Raw genomic sequence first — 16,579 nt, 5'->3', positions numbered from 1 at the left:
CGCCATGCCAAGGGGCGTCAGGGCCTAACCATGCTGCCGCGGGCGCGGCGCTGAATAAATTGATCGATTTCGACCGGATGCTGGCCGCTTGCGCTGGCGGGCAGCCAGCGTTGCAGGATGTCTTGATAAGCGCCGCTGCGCGCCACCCGTTGCAGGCCGGTGTCGATATCGCTAATCGCGCGTTTGCCCCACGGCGTGCGCGGGCACAGCGCCCATACGGTGACCCAGGTCGATTGCTGTCGGATCGGCAGGGCCACCATGGTATCGGGCAACTGGCGCCGTTGCACCAGGTAGCCCAGCATGGTCGGATATTCCAGAACGTAGTCGACGCGACCGGCACTCAGCATGCGCAATTGCGCCACCGGATCGGCGCTGGCATTGAGTTTGAGCGCCACATTGGCGGGTGCGCGGATGATGTTATCAATAGGCAGGCCAAAGGCGCGGTCAGCCGTATATGAACCCAGGTGGGCGGGATTGGCTGCGAGTGTGGCCAGGTCAACCTTGCCATCTGGCCCGGTCAGCGCGGCCGCTTTGCTGCGCAATGTGACCACCTCCACCGAGGGCGTGACGAAGCTTGGCGTGGCATAGGTATAGCTAAACCGTTCCGGCGCCTCGACGGCAGTAGTAAAACAAACCGGCTGGCCCGCCTTCAATTCTGAAAACACGCGACGCAGCGCCATCGGCACTGCCTGTACCTGACGTTCGGGAATCTGGGCGGCCAGCGCCTTGATCAGGATATCGCCATTGCCTTTGCCTGCCGCCGCATCCGCGCCGTCGAGCAAGTACATGGGCGGAAAGTTGAACACAGCCAGCGGCAGTGGATCGGCCGCCCGGCCGGGTACGGGCCAGGCCAGCGCGGAGCCGATCAGGGCGGCGCAAAGAATACTGAGTCGCTGCATGGGCGTGCTCCGCCTGTTGTTTGGACTTATGCGACCAGCATAGACAGGCTTTGCTCGGCCGCCCAGCCGCTGATGCGTTAGCCAGGACACAAAAAAATCCGGCCCCTCAAACAAGGAGCCGGATTCTGCATTGCGGCGTGCGCCAGACTTAGTTGCCGCGACCCGGTTGTGCGTTGATTTGCGCAGCGTAGTTTTGCGGCGCGTTAACTGCACGTTCGATGCGGTTGCTGCTCACGGCCTGGGTGTCAGCCACGGGTTGGGTAGCGCGGAAAGCCAGAGCGCGGCGACCCGGTTGGGCTTCCGGCTGAGCGGCGAAGTTTTGATCGGCCGCAACGGCACGTTGCCAGCCCGGTTGTTCTACGCGTTGAGCGCGGTCAAACACGGTTTGTTCAGCGGCTTGGGCCGACACAGCGGCGGTAGCAGCAACAAGGGCAAAAGCGATAGTGGTAGCAAACTTGTTCATGGTGGTTCTCCAGTTATTTAATTTGGCTGTCGTGTGACATTGGAGGCAATCTTAGGCGCAAAAATTACGTAGAAAAACTACAGATCGGTTAGAACACTGTTTCCTGAAAATTGATAATTAAAGCGCTTGAAATCGCCCCAGCGCGCTTCATGCACGGCAGCCTAATCGGCTGCATGGCCTGCAAGTCACTGAAAATGCGCACTAAAGCCTTGGCGCAGCATTGCCCCATAAAAAAATCCGGCGCCCCCTGAAGAGGCGCCGGACCATGTTTATTGCCATACAGTGTTTAACCGGCCCGAACTTGCGTTTAGTTACTCAGCACGCGGCCCGGTTGCGTATTGATCTGGGCAGCGTAGTTCTGCGGTGCATACACCGCGCGTTGGATACGGCTCGGTGCCACGGCTTGCGTATCGGCTACCGGTTGCACGGCGCGGAATGCGAAAGCGCGGCGGCCGGGTTGAGCTTCAGGTTGTGCAGCAAAATTCTGATCGGCCGCAGCAGCACGTTGCCATGCCGGCTGTTCCACGCGCTGAGCACGCTCAAACACGCTTTGAGATTGGTCAGCGGCTTGTGCCGAAAGCGATGCGGTAGCGGCAACAAGGGCGAAAGCAAAGGTGGTAGCAAACTTGTTCATGATCGTTCTCCAGGTCATTGATTTGGCTGTCGTGTGACATTGGTGCTCATCGTAGGCCGGAAAATTACGTAGAAAAACTACACGATCATGCAGACTGTGTTTCTCAAAAGTTGATAATCACAAACGAATCAACCCTGGTCCCTGCCGTTTTGTTGAGAGTGATCACGCCGCGCCGGTAGTTTGTCTGCCCGTCGCCAGCCCGCAGCCGCCTTCTGGCAAAATACGCCCCGCGCCGCGCTAAAGCGGCGCTTGTTGTTTACAACACCCGCCAGTAAAGGACCGGTCCCTCGTGAGTACTTCCGCAACATCCAGCAGCATGCCCACGGCGGCCGTTTCCAGCCCGCGTGTATTGGCTTTGATTCCGCCAATGACGCAGCTCAACACCCCCTACCCGTCGACGGCGTATCTGACCGGCTTTCTGCGTTCGCGTGGCGTGCAGGCCACGCAAGAAGATCTGGCGCTGGCCTTGGTCTTGCGGCTGTTTTCGGTGCAAGGCCTGCGCGAGCTCCGCGCCGCGATCGAAACCATCCCCGAGCAAAATCGCACTTATCCGGTCAACGCGTTCTACGACCAGTTCGATCAATATCTGCGCACCATCGCGCCCACCATCGCGTTTTTGCAGGGCCGCGATTCCACCGTGGGTCATCGCATCTGTAGCCGCAACTTCTTGCCTGAGGGTGCGCGTTTTGAATCGCTGGATGTCTATGTGGATGATGAGGGTGGCGATCCGCTGGCGTGGGCGTTTGGCGCATTGGGCTTGCAGGATCGCGCGCGGCATCTGGCTACGCTGTATCTGAATGACATCAGCGATGTGATCCGCGATGCGGTTGATCCGCGCTTTGAGTTTGTGCGCTACGCCGAATCGCTGGCGCAAAGCCAACCGACGTTCGAACCCCTGGCCCAGGCCCTGGCCGCGCCCTATACGCTGGTCGATCACACGCTACACGCACTGACCTTGGCGTCGATTGCAAAACATCAGCCTGATCTGGTGCTGATCTCGGTGCCCTTCCCCGGCGCGGTGTATGCGGCCTTCCGTATGGCACAGAGCATCAGGGCCCAATACCCGGCCATCAAACTGGGTTTGGGCGGCGGCTTCGTCAACACCGAATTACGCGAGCTGGCCGAACCGCGCGTATTTGATTACTTCGATTACGTGACGCTGGATGCGGGCGAGCGGCCATTGCTGGCCCTGCTGGAACATCTGTCCGGCAAGCGTTCGCAACAGCGCCTGGTGCGTACCTTTGTGCGCGACGGCGAAAGTGGCGGCGTGCGTTATATCAATATGGTCGAACCCGATGTGCCGTTTGAAGACGTCGGCACGCCCACCTGGGATGGCCTGCCGCTAGACCGCTATCTGTCTTTGCTGGACATGCTTAATCCGATGCATCGGATGTGGTCGGATGGGCGCTGGAACAAGCTGACCATTGCACATGGCTGTTACTGGAAAAAGTGCTCGTTCTGCGATGTGAGCCTGGATTACATTTCGCGCTATGAGGCCGCTTCCGCCAGCGCGCTGGTTGATCGCATCGAGGCCATCATCGCCGAGACCGGCCAGACCGGCTTCCACTTTGTCGACGAAGCCGCTCCCCCCAAAGTGCTGAAAGCGTTGGCGCAAGAACTGCTACGCCGCAACGTGGCGATTTCGTGGTGGGGCAATGTGCGGTTTGAGAAATCATTTACGCCGGACTTGTGCCAGTTGCTGGCGGACAGCGGCTGTATTGCCATTTCCGGCGGGCTGGAAGTCGCCTCCGACCGCCTGCTGCAACTGATGAAAAAAGGCGTCTCGGTCGACCAGGTGGCGCGTGTCACTTACGGCTTTGCCGAGGCAGGCGTGCTGGTGCATGCCTATCTGATGTACGGGTTTCCCACGCAAACCGAGCAAGACACCGTGGACGCGCTGGAATACGTACGCCAGCTGTTTGAAGCGGGCTGTATTCAATCCGGCTTTTTCCACCGCTTTGCCTGTACGGTGCATTCGCCGGTGGGGCAGAACCCGGCGGAATACGGCATTACGCTGGAGCCCTTACCGCCGGTGTCCTTTGCCAAAAACGACGTTGGCTTTATCGACCCGACCGGTGTAGACCACGATGCCATGGGCGCAGCGCTCAACAAGGCGCTGTACAACTATATGCATGGCATCGGGCTGGATCAGGACGTGCGCAACTGGTTTGATGTGCGCGTGCCCAAGGCGCGGGTCAATCGCAACTTTGTCGCGCGGGCGCTGGAGCAAAACCAGCAACGCCGCGCGTAATTAACCGGCGCTTAACGCGCGGAGACTTGCAAACGGCCGTCAGCGGTTTGCTGCACACTCAGATGCGTGTAGCCGGCCAGCGTCGGGTGCGCCGTGTTGATCTGGTGATCATGCGTCGCGGTTACCACCATCACCGCGGCGCCAGCGGCTTCGGCGGCGGCGATGCCCGCTGGCGCATCTTCGAACACCAGGCATTGCGTGGGATCAACGCCCAGCTTGCGCGCCCCCAGCAAAAAGCAATCCGGTGCAGGCTTGCCGCGTTCTACATCTTCCGACGCGACGATCATCGGCGGCACCGGTAAACCCGCCGCTGCGATGCGTTTGAGCGCCAGCTCGCGCGGGGCGGAAGTGACCACGGCCCATTGTTGCGTCGGCAAAGACGCAAGAAAAGCAGCCACACCGGCGATGGCATCGATGCCGTCCAGATCAATCAATTCTTCTCGCGTAATCCAGTCAGCTTCTTCTTTGATATCAATGCCCGGCAGATTTTGCTTGCTGATGGTGTCCACACCGCGTTGGCCGTGGATGGTCGGCACAAACGCTGCCACGTCCAGCCCGTGCTTTTCTGCCCAGCGCCCCCAGACCCGCTCGGCAGCCGCAATCGAACTGAGGATGGTGCCGTCCATATCGAACAAAAAAGCAGCAAAGCTGCGTTCGCCAAAGACCAGTTGGCCAGCGACGGAAGAAGAATTCGCATTCATGCAGGAACCACGCTCAGGAAATTGGAAGGCGCTAACGCGTTTTAGCGCGCCCCATTCTCGCCCGAGGTGGTTTGCATGAGCAAGCGGCTGCGGCGTGCCAGGCGGCCTTTACCCCTCGCCGGGCACGGTTGCGATCAGCTTTGCCAGCAGCGCAACGGCGCTTTCGATGGTGCCCGCCTCCAGTTGCGCGTAGCCGAGGATCAAACCATTCAGCCGTGGCGCAGCGCTGCTGAGCTGCAGTCGCGAAAGCGGTTTGACCAGCAGGCCGTGGCGCAATGCCAGTGCGTGGATGGCGGTGTCTTTCAGTGGCTCAGGCAGCGTGATGGTCAGATGCATGCCGGTGCTGGCGCCATGGATAGCTACATCAGGCAGATGGCGCTGCAAGGCACTGATCAACGCATCGCGGCGCGCGGTATACAGCCGGCGCATGCGGCGCAAATGGCGCACAAACAGACCGCTGCGCATAAATGCCGCCAGTGCGCGCTGCTCCACCTGGCGACCGCGCGGCACGCTGCGGCTGACCACCGCCAGCAAGGCATCAACCAAAGGCGGCGGCACCACGACATAACCCATACGTAATGCCGGCATCAGTGTTTTGCTGAAGGTGCCCAGATACACCACCGGGGCATCGGGCAGCAGGCCTTGCATGGCGGGCAAAGGCGGGCCGTCGTGGCGGAATTCGCTATCGTAATCGTCTTCGAGGATCCAGGCGCCGTGCGCACGCGCCTGTTGCAGCAGCTCCAGCCGCCGCGGCAGCGTCAGCACATGGCCTGTTGGATACTGGTGCGACGGCGTCACGTAAATCAAACGTGGCGCTTGCTGCCAGTCTTGCGCCGAGGGATGGATACCATCGGCATCCACGGCCTGGCCGATCACCTTGAGCTGTGCCGCCTCAAACGCGGTAAGCGCCCCGGCATAGCCGGGATCTTCCAGCCACGCCACCTCGCCCGCATCGGCCAGGGCAAATGCGCACAAATCCAGACTTTGCTGGGTGCCGTCAGTGATAAAAATCTGCTCACCGCCACATTGCACGCCGCGCGTGACGCGCAAATGCTCGGCCAGCGCTTCGCGTAATTCGGGATCGCCTTGCGGATGGCTATAGCCCAGTTGCGCAGGCGTCGCTTCGGCCCAGGCCCGATCAAGCAAGCGGCGCCAGTCGCGTAATGGAAACGCCTGCATATCGGGCACACCCGGCGCAAAGGCGTGCGCGGCGCTGACTTCGTCCGCAGGGGCGCTCAGTCGGCGGCTGCGCGCGGACAACTGCGGCAGCGCCACCTCGGGCACACGCGCCGTGCCGCGCCGCGCCACCGGCGCCACCAGGGTGCGTTGGCGCTGGGTAAACACCAGGCCTTCAGCTGCCAGTTGTTCATAGGCGTAAAGCACCGTGTTGCGCGCAATCTGCAGATCGGCCGCCAGAAAGCGACTGGCGGGCAAGGCGCCGTGCGGCAACAAACGGCCATCAAGAATCGCAGCGCGCAGGCATTGGTGTAATTGCTGCTGGCGGGATTGCTCGGGCTGGCACTGGCGGTATTGCGCCAGCAATAACTGGAAATCCATATGGCCCCAAAAAAAGCGCGCGTCTTGGCTCTAGGTAGAGGGCCAAGCATATCCTAGACTGCGCCCTTCTCCGCTGCTTTTAAGGATATTCTAAATGCCCGCTGCCACCGCCCCTAGCCCTCGCACCCGCATCCGCCGCATTGCCGAACGCGCGGTGTATGAACAAAACGCCCTCTACGCCGTGCTCGACGCCACCTATGTTTGCCATATCGCCTTCTACGATGGCGAAAGTTGTCATTGCATCCCCACCGCCTGTTGGCGCGACGGCGATCATTTGTATGTGCATGGCTCCAATGGCGGCCGCCTGGTGCGACAACTGACGGCGGGCAAGGAGGTGTCGGTGGCGATTACCTTGATGGATGGGCTGGTACTGGCGAAATCGGCGTTTAACCATTCGATGAACTATCGCTCGGCGGTCATCTATGGCCGCTTTGAGGGCGTCGCGGACGCCGCAGAAAAGCGCCGTTTGATGGACGGCTTTATGCGCCATTTGCTGCCGGGTCGCGAAAATCAGGCCCGTCCCGGCAATGAGAAAGAACTCGCCGCCACCAGCGTGCTGGCGCTGCGGCTGGACGAGGCCGCGGTCAAGATCCGCAGCGGCGGCCCGGAAGATGATGCCGAAGACATGGATCTACCCGTCTGGGCGGGCGTGTTGCCGATGCAGCTGATCGGGCAGCCCGCACAAGCGGCCCCGCACAGCGGCATCGAGGCGCCGGATTATGTGCGCGACTGGTCCGGGCGCCTGGTCGGCTAAACAGCGCACCCACGCACCGGCACTCGCGCGCATGCATCGTGCCTGAGCGCATCGGGGCCACCTTTCAGGTGGCCCTTGTCACGGCCTTATCGCAGCGCCCTGCTGCCGCGCTGGCTGTGCCGCCCTCCGCATCCGTTCATCCTCGTTTCCATTGCGTCCAACCGATTATTGCCACCGTCAAAATATAATTAGCTTGCTAACGAATAATTACGATGGTAATTTCGGGCCCATGGAAAAAAATCTCGATCTCTTGCGTCTGGCCGTCACCAGCTCTTTGCTGCAGGCAGGCCGACACTGGCGGACGGCGTCGCAGCATGCTGTCGACAAGTACAACGTCTCGGCCGCTTGTGCCACGCCCTTGCTGTTTATAGGTCGTCTGGGCGAGGGCGTACGGCAAGTGGCGTTGGCAGACTACATTGGTATCGAGGGGCCATCGCTGGTGCGCTTGCTCGACCAGTTATGCAGCGCGGGCCTGGTCCGGCGCGAAGAAGATGCCGCAGATCGTCGCGCCAAAACGCTGTGGTATACGGCGGAAGGCAAAGCCGTCAGCCAGCAGATCGAAGCCGACCTGGTTTCGCTGCGAGCCAGCGTGCTGAAGGATCTCAGCGCCGAAGAACTGGAAGGCACATTGCGTTTGTTTCGCGCCGTAGAGGCCGCAGCGCAAGCCGCTCCGCAATAACAACACTAAACAGCAGCCAAGCGAAATTCCACCATGAGTGCATTCAGTTGGCGAGACTGGCTGTTTTCCGGCAAGACCTTTGCCGCAGCCATGCTCGCTTTATATATCGCCCTGGCGTTGGGCCTGCCGCGACCGTACTGGGCGATGTCCGCCGTGTACGTGGTGTCGCACCCGCTGAGCGGGGCCACGCGTTCCAAAGCCTTGTACCGCACCCTGGGTACCTTGCTGGGCGCCAGCGCCGCCGTCTGGTTTGTGCCGACGCTGATCGACGCGCCTTTGATCCTGTCAGCGGTGGTCGCGTTATGGACCGGCACCTTGCTGTATCTGTCCATGCTCGACCGCACGCCGCGTTCTTATGTATTCATGCTGGCGGCGTACTCCCTGCCACTGATTGCCCTGCCCGCCGTCAACAATCCGCAAGGCGTGTTTGATATCGCGGTGGCGCGTAGCGAAGAGATCATCCTCGGCATCATTTGCGCCAGCCTGGTGGCGGCAATCGTGCTGCCCACGCGGGTATCGCAGGCCCTGAACGGCCGCTTGCAGGCGTGGATGAGCGATGCGGCTGATTGGGCTTCTGAAGTGCTGGTGCCCACCGATGCCAACAAGCCGGCGCATCATCGGCACAAGCTGGCCAGCGACATTCTGGCGCTCGATCTGTTTATTACGCAGATGGCCTATGACGCCGAAAACCGCGAACAAGTGGGCCTGACGCGTGAGCTGCGCGCACGCATGGGGATGTTGCTGCCGGTATTGTCCTCGCTGATGGGTTCGCTCGGCGAAATCCGCCGCCAGCATCACGCCATCCCCGCTACTTTGCAGAGCTTGCTGCAGCAGATTGCCAGCTGGATCAAACAACCGTATGCCGCCGATATGGCCGTGCAGGCGCAACTGTTGCGGCAGCAGGTGCAGGCCTTTCAGCCCGGCCCCGAAGTGCCGCACTGGATTGCCTTGCTGGCCACCAATTCTCGCGCCCGCATGTTGTCGTTGATTGCCCTGTGGCAAGACTGTATGCAATTGCAGGCGCAAATCCGCCTGGGTGAGCGTGACAGCCAGTGGCAGCCGATTTATGCGCGCTGGGATTTGACCAGCAAGGCGCGGCATTACGATTACGGCATGCTGTGGTTCTCGTCCGGCTCGGCCTCTTTGTTTACCTTTATTGCCTGCGTGCTGTGGCGCGAACTGGGTTGGGCCGACGGCGCTTCGGCCGTCACGCTGGGCGCGGTGGCCTGCTGTTTCTTTGCCGCGCTGGACGAGCCGGCACCCTTGCTGCAGATGTTCTTCCGCTGGACCGTGGTCAGTATCGTGATCTCGGCCATGTGGCTGTTTGCCGTGCTGCCGCTGTCGCATGAATTCGAAACGCTGGCGGTGCTGCTGGCCCCGCCCTTCTTGCTGATCGGCCTGCTGGTCACGCAACCGCGTTACAACCTGATCGGCATGTTGCTGGGCGTAAACACCGCCACCTTCCTCGGCGTGCAAGGCGTGTACGACGCCAATTTCACTTCGTTCTTTAACGGCAACCTGGCTGGCCTGGCGGGCATCTTGTTTGCCCTGATCTGGACGCTGGTGACGCGGCCGTTTGGCGTCGAACTGGCCAAGCGCCGGCTGATCAAGTCGAGCTGGCGCGATCTGGCGCGCAACGCGGCGGGTGATCACGAAGACGACTATCGCCATCTGACCGCGCGCATGCTCGACCGCCTCGGTCAGTTAATGCCGCGGCTGGCCGCCAGCGGCGACGACAGCTTTAGCGATGGCTTTCGTGAATTGCGCGTCGGCTTCAGCACGCTGGATTTGCAGCGCGACGAGCACCGCCTGCAAGGCCCGGCGCAAGACGCCATCCATGATGTGTTGTGTGGCGTGGCCGCACATTACGAGCGCGCGCTCAAGCTGGAACAAACCGCGGTGGCGTCGGATCAGTTGCGCGGGCAGATCGATGTCGCCATCGAAAGCGCGCGCCATATTGATAGCGCCGCAGCGCTGGAAGCGCAGAACGCGCTGGTTGAAATCAGAACATCTTTATTTCCGGGCACGGCCGGCCCTGTCGCCGCCGTCGTTGCCCCGCAGGAGGGCTGAGCGGTGAACGCTGAACTCGATATTTACGGGGTGTTTATGCCCGGTTTGCTGGGGATGATGATCATCGCCTGGCTGGTGATGGTGGTCGTCAAATGGGTGCTGGAAAAAACCGGTTTCTACAAGCTGGTTTGGCATCGCTCGCTCTTTAATCTGGCTTTGTACGTGATCGCGTTGGGCGGCACGTTTTCTTTGTTGCATGGGTTGCAGTCATGAAAAAAATCATTCGCTTGCTTGGCCCGGTGGCCATCACCCTGATCGCCGTGATTGTGGCGATCATCGTCGGGCGCCATTTGTGGGATTACTACACTGACGCACCGTGGACGCGAGATGGCCATGTGCGTGCCGACGTGGTGCAGATTGCGCCCGATGTCACCGGCCCGATCACCGACGTCAAAGTGGTGGACAACCAGTTGGTGCAACGCGGCCAGGTGCTGTTTGTCATCGACAAGGCGCGCTTTGAACTGGCATTGCGCCAGGCGCAGGCGGTAGTCAATGCGCAGCGTGCCACGCTGGCCCAGGCCAGACGCGAAGCGGCTCGTAACCGCGCGCTCACCGATCTGGTCTCGAAAGAAGTCACCGAAGAAAGTCTGTCCAAAGTAGAACAAGGTGAAGCCGCGCTGGCCCAGGCGCAGACGGCGGTCGATACCGCCCGACTCAACCTGGAACGCGCCACCGTTATCAGCCCGGTCAGCGGTTATCTGAACGACCGCACGCCGCGCATGGGCGACTACGTGGCGGCGGGCCGGCCGGTGCTGTCTATCGTCGATGCGACCTCGTTCCATGTCGAAGGCTATTTTGAGGAAACCAAACTGCGCAATGTGCAGATCGGCGACCCGGTCGACGTCACCATCATGGGCGAACGCAAGCCGCTGCATGGCCACGTGCAAAGCATTGCCGCCGGCATCGAAGACCGCGATCGCAATGCCAGCAGCAATCTGTTGCCCAACGTTAATCCCACCTTTAACTGGGTGCGGCTGGCGCAGCGGATTCCGGTGCGGGTAGCGCTGGATGAAGTGCCGAGCGATGTGCGTCTGGTGGCCGGCCGCACCGCCACCGTGGCCGTGCGTACCCGCACCGCCAGCCAGCCCGCCACTGCAGGAGTCCGCTCATGAAAGCCGTACGCAGTGTGTTGGCGTTGGCGTTGCTGCAGGGGCTGATTGCTTGCAGCACCGTGGGCCCCGACTACCATGTGCCCGCCAGCGCCGCGCTGAACAATCCGGCCGCCCAGGCTGCTTTTGCCGGCGCGCATGATCCGGCAGTGGCCATTGCGCCGGTGCCGGAGCAATGGTGGCAGTTGTATAACGACCCGACGCTCAATCAACTGGTGCAAGAAGCCCTGGTGCATAACGCCGATCTGCGGGTGGCCGATGCCAATTTGCGCAAGGCCATTGCCTTGCAGAACCAGGTTGACGCCGAACGCGACATCGATGCCAAAGTCGGCCTGGCGGCCAAGCGGGCCGAGGAGTCGGGCGAACAGTTTTTGCTGAGCGAGAAACTGCCGGTCATTAACGAAGGCGATTTCGGCATCAGTCTGGCGTATCAGATTGATCTGTTCGGCAAGCTCAAACGCGGCGAAGAAGCCGCTGACGCCAACACGCAAGCCAGCCTGGCCGCGCTGGACCTGGCACGCGTTAACGTGGCGGTGCAAACCGTGCGGGCCTATGTGCAAGGCTGTTCCGCCGCGCATGAATATGCCGTGGCGCAACACGAACTCGATCTGCAAAACCAGACCGTGGCCATTGCGCAACGTCTGCTCAAAGCGGGCCGCGGCCGCGATACCGATGTCATTCGTGCCCAGGCGCAAACCGATTTGCTGCGCGCCAATATGCCCCGATATCAGGCCGAGCAAGATGTTGCGCGGTTTCGGCTGGCCGTGATGCTGGGCAAAGCGCCGCAGGAACTGGCGCCGCTCAATTGTCAGATCGAACCGTCACTGGCGCAGCCCTTGCCCGTGGGCGACGGCACCGCCTTGCTTAAACGCCGTCCTGACATACGCCAGGCCGAGCGCGAACTAGCGGGCGCGACCGCGAAAATCGGCGTTGCAACGGCCGAGTTGTACCCAAGCATCACCATCGGAGCCAGCGCGGGTCTAACCGGGGTGATTGAAGACATGCCCTCTTCGCCCACGGCACGCTGGGGGTTTGGTCCGCTGCTGAGCTGGGATATTCCCGGTGCCGGCGCCCATGCCCGCATCCGCGCGGCAGAAGCCGGGGCCGATGGTGCGTTGGCGCATTTCGATAGTGTGGTGCTGAATGCGCTCAGAGAAACCGAATCGGCGCTCACCACTTATACCCACGATCTGCAACGCAACGCCGATCTGCGCAGCGCGCGCGACAAGGCTCATATTGTGGCGCAACAAAATGCGCAGCTATACAAAGCGGGTCGGTCGCCCTATTTGACCAGCCTGGACGCCACACGCACGCTGGCCAATGCCGATTCGGCGCTGGCGGCTTCGGACAGCCAGTTGGCGCAAGACCAGATCAATCTGTTTATGGCGCTGGGGGGCGGATGGCAAAACAGCCCGGCGGTCGCACAAATCCATGCGACGGAACGGGCTGCGGACAAAGACGCTAAAACCGCTAAAGCTGAGTAAACCTGCGCGCTGGCAGCACGCGCTGCGCTTAATGCGTAGCGCGTTTGCCTTTGGCGCTGGCGGCGGAGGGGCTGGTTTCTTCGGCTTCTTCGGCCGGGGGTGACGACGGCTCCGGCTCGCCGGCCGCGGGCGCAGCGGCTTCTTTTTTGCCGTAGCCTGGCATGCCAAAACCGGTAAACAGATGACGTGCCCGTTCTTGTAGTTGCTGTTGCATATCAACAAACAGGGTAGTGCTGCTTTCCAGGTAGTTGCTCATCATGTTTTGTAGTGCCGGACCCTGGAACTTCATGAAATCGCCCCAGATATTGGGGTTCATCAGCGGCTGTTCGCCATTGAGCGCCGACTTGGCCTGGTCTTGCAGACGGCCTTGCATCTCGGTAAACAGCTGCAGGTTTTTTTCCAGGTAGTTACCCATCAGGCCCTGCATGGCATGACCGTAGAAGCGGATGATCTGCGTCAGCACTTCGTACGAGAACATCGGCATACCACCGGCTTCTTCTTCCAGAATGATCTGCAGCAACACACTGCGGGTGATGTCTTCGCCGCTTTTGGCGTCCAGCACCTGCACATCAACCTGTTCCAGAACCAGTTGTTTCACGTCCGCCAGTGTGATGTAACAGCTTGTGGCCGTGTCATACAAACGACGGTTCGGGTACTTCTTGATCACCCTTTTTTCGGCAGTCATGCGTGCTCCTGGTACAGCTGCGGTTTGTAGTTGCGTGGTATTAGTTACAGTATGCAGCGAAGCGGCGCGCACGCCAACTGCGTGATCCACCCTATCTGCATGCCTGTCATCGGCCTTATGTTGCATCGCAGCAAAAACGGTTTGACAAACTTGTCGTAGCCAGCCGAAAATTACTACCGATTGTGCAGAGCAACATATTTCCCATTGTAGACCGGGAAAAACCGCAATTTCTTGATCGCACCGCGCCTTGTCCGCATAGCCCACTCCGCGCCCTGCCCTCTGCACCCAACCGCAGTTTCAGGAGCCCATCATGTCGCAAGCCCCGAATGGCCAAGCCGCCAGTTCCGGTGTTAATAATCCCTACGCGCGCTTTTTTGGCCATCATGCCGAAACGCTGCTGGCGTTGGCCCATGTGGGCCAGGACACCACCGCCAGACTGCTGCAATTGCAGCTCGACAGCAGCCGCAACGCGCTCGACGCCTCAACGGCTAATCTGAAGGCCGCTGCCAGCGTCAAGAATCTGAATGATGCCAATGTGCTGCGGCAGAAACTGGTAGAAGACAGCGTCGAGCATCTCAGCGGCTTTTCCCGGCAATGGTTTGATATCACCAGCCAGGCCCAGGCGCGCCTGCTGAGCCTGCTGCAAGAAAGCGCGGGCAAAGCCGCCTGATTGCCCTGCCGCTTGCAATAACAAAAGCCCGTCACGCAGCGTTGCGACGGGCTTTTTGTTTGGGCGCGATTGAGTTCAGGTTTCGATAATGCCGGACAAGCTTTCCAGCACACCCTGGTGGGGCAGCGCCAGATATTCGTTGCTCTGCATTTCGGTCAAGCGGCTAACGGTGCGGAAAAATTCGCTGGCCTGTTGGCCCTCGGTATAAATCTGTTCCGGCTGTGCCTCAGCCGACACCACCAGTTTGACGCGATGGTCATAAAACACATCGACCAGCCAGGTAAGCCGCCGCGCTTCGGAGGCCTGGCGGGCTGTCAGTTGGGGAATGCCAGAGACCAACACCGTGTGATATTGCCGCGCCAGTTGCAGATAATCGGCCTGGCCGCGCTGGTCGCCGCAGATCTTCATGAAATCAAACCAGATTGCGCCCGGCGCGCGGCGGCGGCAGACGATATTACGACCGGCAATGGTAATAACTTTGGCTTGATCGGGGCCGGTGGCCACTTTGCTGAACAAAGCATCCAGCGCGCTATCGGCTGCGGCATCAGCCGGCACCATCCAGGTATGCGCCGAAGACAGCGCACGCAGCCGATGATCATGGCCGCCATCCAGGTTGAAAACATCCAGATGCTGTTTGAGCAGTGCGATGGTGGGCAGAAAGTTGATACGCTGCAGGCCGTTGGGGTACAGCCCATCCGGCGCGTAATTCGAGGTGGTGACCAGCACCACGCCGCGCTCGAACAGGTTTTGCATCAGCCGTCCCAAAATCATGGCGTCGGCAATATCAGACACGTGGAATTCATCAAAACACAGCACGCGCGTGCCACGGGCGATTTTCTCGGCCACTTTGACCAGCGGATCCGGCTCGCTTTTGAGCTCGGCCAGTTCACGCTGCACGTTCTGCATAAATTGATGAAAGTGAATCCGCTTTTTGCGCGAATACGGCAATCCGGCAAAAAACGCGTCCATCAAAAAGCTTTTGCCGCGCCCGACGCCGCCCCAGAACCAGACGCCACGCGGCACATCCGGCTGCGGCAGCAGGCTTTTGCCAAACAAGCGATGCCGCTTGCGTTTGAATTCGACCAGCGCTTGATACAGCGCTTCCAGTTTATCGATGGCCGCGGACTGGGCGGCGTCCGCCACAAAACCGGGTGCGTGGCTGATGCTGTCGTACCACTGCCGCGGGCTGACGCCCATTGCGGGTGGCGCGATCATATGTTCGGGCATGGTGACGAGCTAAGGCGGGAACCAAAGCCGGCATTATACGGAATTTTTACCTGACGCCGACGTGAGCCAGCGTGCTGCTGCATCAGACGAATCCGTTAAACTGGCGGCCTGCCCTTACCGACATCGGCTCATGAACCTACGACTCGCGTCTTATTGTGTGGCTCGCGCCTTCGCCCTTAGCGCCCTTATCCCGCTAAGTGCCCACGCCGCCGGTACGCTGACCGCCCATTTCACCAGCCCGCTGTGGAATGGCAGCACCATTCCGGCCGGCCAGCAATGCGCCAGACTGGGCGGCGCCGGTTCCACCCCGGGGCTGAACGTGTTCGATATTCCCGCCAACAGCGGCGCCTTGTTGCTGGAATTCAGCGAACGTGGCGGTGCCAGCCTAGGCCGTTATCTGTATACCCTGCCCAAAGGCGCCAATAGCGCGCAAATCCCCGGTATCGCCAGCGCGGGCGCCTTGCCCGCGGGCATCAAATCGCTGGGCGGCGATGCGGGTGTGCAATACAGCGCGCCATGTACCCCGGGCGGACATTTTCTTATCCGAATCAAGGCGTTGGCCACGGCCGATGCCCATGCAGCGGTACAGGCCGAGGGCCGTCTGGATATGGGCAAACTGCCTTGATGCCGACATGGCCACATCCGCAATTCGCGCATCCCGCATTTGCCCTGGTGCGTGACGTGTTGGCCGGTTGGGATGAATTTCCTGATCTGGCCCAGCTCAGCGCCGATGTTGGCGCGCGCACCGCGCGTGGCTTGCCCATCCAGTTTGTGCCGCAAGACAGTCTGACTCGCTATTACGAAGCGGAAGTGTATGAACTCGGCCGCGTTGCCACGCGTGATGCGCATTGGCACGATCTATTCAACGCGCTGATCTGGCGCGGCTGGCCGATGAGCAAGGCGGCACTCAACGCACTGCATTATCAAGAACTGCAGGCCAATCCCGCAGGCCCACGCGGCCCGGTGCGCGACGCCGCCACCTTGTTTGATGAATGCGGTCTGGTGATTGCATATAGCGATGCGCAATTGCTGCACGCGCTGCTCGAGCATGACTGGCACTACCTGTTCCGCACTCAAGCCGCCGCATGGGGCCGCCAGATCAGTGCATTGTGCTTTGGCCATGCCACACTCGAAGCGCTGCTGCAGCCCTTTGCTGGCCTGACCGCCAAATGCTGGACGCTGCCGGTTGCGCCCGCCTGGTTTGATTTGCCCGCGGCCGTGCAAGTCGCCGAACTGGACGCGCGCATCGCGGCGGCGCTGGCCAACGGCGAACTGCAACGCCCGCGCCAGCTGCCACCGCTGCCTTATCTGGGCATTCCCGGCTGGTGGCCGCAGCAAGACGACGCTTTTTATGGCGACACCCAGTACTTCCGGCCCAAACGTCGCGCCTGAAGCG

The 16,579-nt window shown here is 60.9% G+C and carries 17 protein-coding genes; 10 read left to right on the top strand and 7 right to left on the bottom strand.

The window, feature by feature from the left end:
• Positions 1 to 17 precede the first annotated feature (17 nt).
• From ACYQ1A_RS05440 to ACYQ1A_RS05430, 3 genes are all read right to left on the bottom strand, one after another.
• Positions 18 to 899: a hypothetical protein gene (locus ACYQ1A_RS05440; RefSeq protein WP_499360852.1), complete on the bottom strand. Its 882-nt coding sequence runs from the start codon at positions 897 to 899 to the stop codon at positions 18 to 20.
• A 148-nt stretch (positions 900 to 1,047) separates the two neighbouring features.
• A complete protein-coding gene (locus tag ACYQ1A_RS05435; protein ID WP_499360851.1) occupies positions 1,048 to 1,362 on the bottom strand; it encodes a hypothetical protein in 315 nt (104 codons plus the stop codon).
• A 307-nt stretch (positions 1,363 to 1,669) separates the two neighbouring features.
• Positions 1,670 to 1,996: a hypothetical protein gene (locus tag ACYQ1A_RS05430; protein ID WP_499360849.1), complete on the bottom strand. Its 327-nt coding sequence runs from the start codon at positions 1,994 to 1,996 to the stop codon at positions 1,670 to 1,672.
• A gap of 367 nt (positions 1,997 to 2,363) precedes the next feature.
• On the opposite strand from ACYQ1A_RS05430, the gene ACYQ1A_RS05425 reads away from it, so the two are divergent.
• Complete coding sequence (locus ACYQ1A_RS05425) at positions 2,364 to 4,247, top strand: B12-binding domain-containing radical SAM protein (protein ID WP_499361086.1); 1,884 nt, start codon at positions 2,364 to 2,366, stop codon at positions 4,245 to 4,247.
• Positions 4,248 to 4,258: 11 nt separating this feature from the next.
• Here the strand turns inward: ACYQ1A_RS05425 and ACYQ1A_RS05420 are convergent, their stop codons facing one another.
• Together ACYQ1A_RS05420 and pdxR are read right to left on the bottom strand one after the other, a co-directional pair.
• Entirely contained in the window at positions 4,259 to 4,948 is a 690-nt protein-coding gene (locus ACYQ1A_RS05420; RefSeq protein ID WP_499360847.1) for an HAD-IA family hydrolase, read from the bottom strand.
• Positions 4,949 to 5,056: 108 nt separating this feature from the next.
• A complete protein-coding gene (gene pdxR / locus ACYQ1A_RS05415) occupies positions 5,057 to 6,505 on the bottom strand; it encodes a MocR-like pyridoxine biosynthesis transcription factor PdxR (RefSeq protein WP_499360846.1) in 1,449 nt (482 codons plus the stop codon).
• A gap of 94 nt (positions 6,506 to 6,599) precedes the next feature.
• Between pdxR and ACYQ1A_RS05410 the strand changes: the two genes are divergently transcribed.
• The 6 genes from ACYQ1A_RS05410 to ACYQ1A_RS05385 all read left to right on the top strand — a co-directional run bounded on the left by ACYQ1A_RS05410 (position 6,600) and on the right by ACYQ1A_RS05385 (position 12,601).
• Positions 6,600 to 7,259, top strand: a complete 660-nt coding sequence (locus tag ACYQ1A_RS05410; protein ID WP_499360844.1) for a pyridoxamine 5'-phosphate oxidase family protein — start codon at positions 6,600 to 6,602, stop codon at positions 7,257 to 7,259.
• A 229-nt stretch (positions 7,260 to 7,488) separates the two neighbouring features.
• Positions 7,489 to 7,938: a MarR family winged helix-turn-helix transcriptional regulator gene (locus ACYQ1A_RS05405; protein ID WP_499360842.1), complete on the top strand. Its 450-nt coding sequence runs from the start codon at positions 7,489 to 7,491 to the stop codon at positions 7,936 to 7,938.
• 33 nt (positions 7,939 to 7,971) lie between these two features.
• On the top strand, positions 7,972 to 10,008 hold the full coding sequence (locus ACYQ1A_RS05400) for an FUSC family protein (protein WP_499360840.1): 2,037 nt from the start codon (positions 7,972 to 7,974) through the stop codon (positions 10,006 to 10,008).
• A 3-nt stretch (positions 10,009 to 10,011) separates the two neighbouring features.
• The gene (locus tag ACYQ1A_RS05395) at positions 10,012 to 10,221 is read left to right on the top strand and encodes a DUF1656 domain-containing protein (RefSeq protein WP_499360839.1); all 210 of its coding nucleotides are present in this window, start codon (positions 10,012 to 10,014) and stop codon (positions 10,219 to 10,221) included.
• On the top strand, positions 10,218 to 11,120 hold the full coding sequence (locus ACYQ1A_RS05390; RefSeq protein WP_499360837.1) for an efflux RND transporter periplasmic adaptor subunit: 903 nt from the start codon (positions 10,218 to 10,220) through the stop codon (positions 11,118 to 11,120). Before ACYQ1A_RS05395 ends, ACYQ1A_RS05390 begins: the two co-directional genes overlap by 4 nt.
• Positions 11,117 to 12,601, top strand: a complete 1,485-nt coding sequence (locus tag ACYQ1A_RS05385; RefSeq protein WP_499360835.1) for an efflux transporter outer membrane subunit — start codon at positions 11,117 to 11,119, stop codon at positions 12,599 to 12,601. The genes ACYQ1A_RS05390 and ACYQ1A_RS05385 overlap by 4 nt, the downstream gene beginning before the upstream one ends.
• Before the next feature lie 28 nt (positions 12,602 to 12,629).
• On the opposite strand, the gene phaR is transcribed toward ACYQ1A_RS05385, so the two are convergent.
• Positions 12,630 to 13,286, bottom strand: a complete 657-nt coding sequence (gene phaR / locus ACYQ1A_RS05380; RefSeq protein WP_499360833.1) for a polyhydroxyalkanoate synthesis repressor PhaR — start codon at positions 13,284 to 13,286, stop codon at positions 12,630 to 12,632.
• Positions 13,287 to 13,596: 310 nt separating this feature from the next.
• Here phaR and ACYQ1A_RS05375 point away from each other — a divergent pair, with 310 nt between their 5' ends.
• Entirely contained in the window at positions 13,597 to 13,956 is a 360-nt protein-coding gene (locus ACYQ1A_RS05375) for a phasin family protein (RefSeq protein WP_499360831.1), read from the top strand.
• Between the two features lie 75 nt (positions 13,957 to 14,031).
• On the opposite strand, the gene zapE is transcribed toward ACYQ1A_RS05375, so the two are convergent.
• Positions 14,032 to 15,183, bottom strand: a complete 1,152-nt coding sequence (gene zapE, locus ACYQ1A_RS05370) for a cell division protein ZapE (RefSeq protein WP_499360830.1) — start codon at positions 15,181 to 15,183, stop codon at positions 14,032 to 14,034.
• A 130-nt stretch (positions 15,184 to 15,313) separates the two neighbouring features.
• Here zapE and ACYQ1A_RS05365 point away from each other — a divergent pair, with 130 nt between their 5' ends.
• The gene (locus tag ACYQ1A_RS05365; RefSeq protein WP_499360829.1) at positions 15,314 to 15,808 is read left to right on the top strand and encodes a hypothetical protein; all 495 of its coding nucleotides are present in this window, start codon (positions 15,314 to 15,316) and stop codon (positions 15,806 to 15,808) included.
• Positions 15,808 to 16,575 (top strand): DUF3025 domain-containing protein, encoded by a 768-nt coding sequence (locus ACYQ1A_RS05360; RefSeq protein ID WP_499360827.1) that lies wholly within the window; start codon positions 15,808 to 15,810, stop codon positions 16,573 to 16,575. The genes ACYQ1A_RS05365 and ACYQ1A_RS05360 overlap by 1 nt, the downstream gene beginning before the upstream one ends.
• Positions 16,576 to 16,579 lie beyond the last annotated feature (4 nt).

It is taken from the genome of Silvimonas sp. JCM 19000 (assembly GCF_054652575.1).
This window is presented reverse-complemented; position numbering and strand designations above follow the sequence as displayed.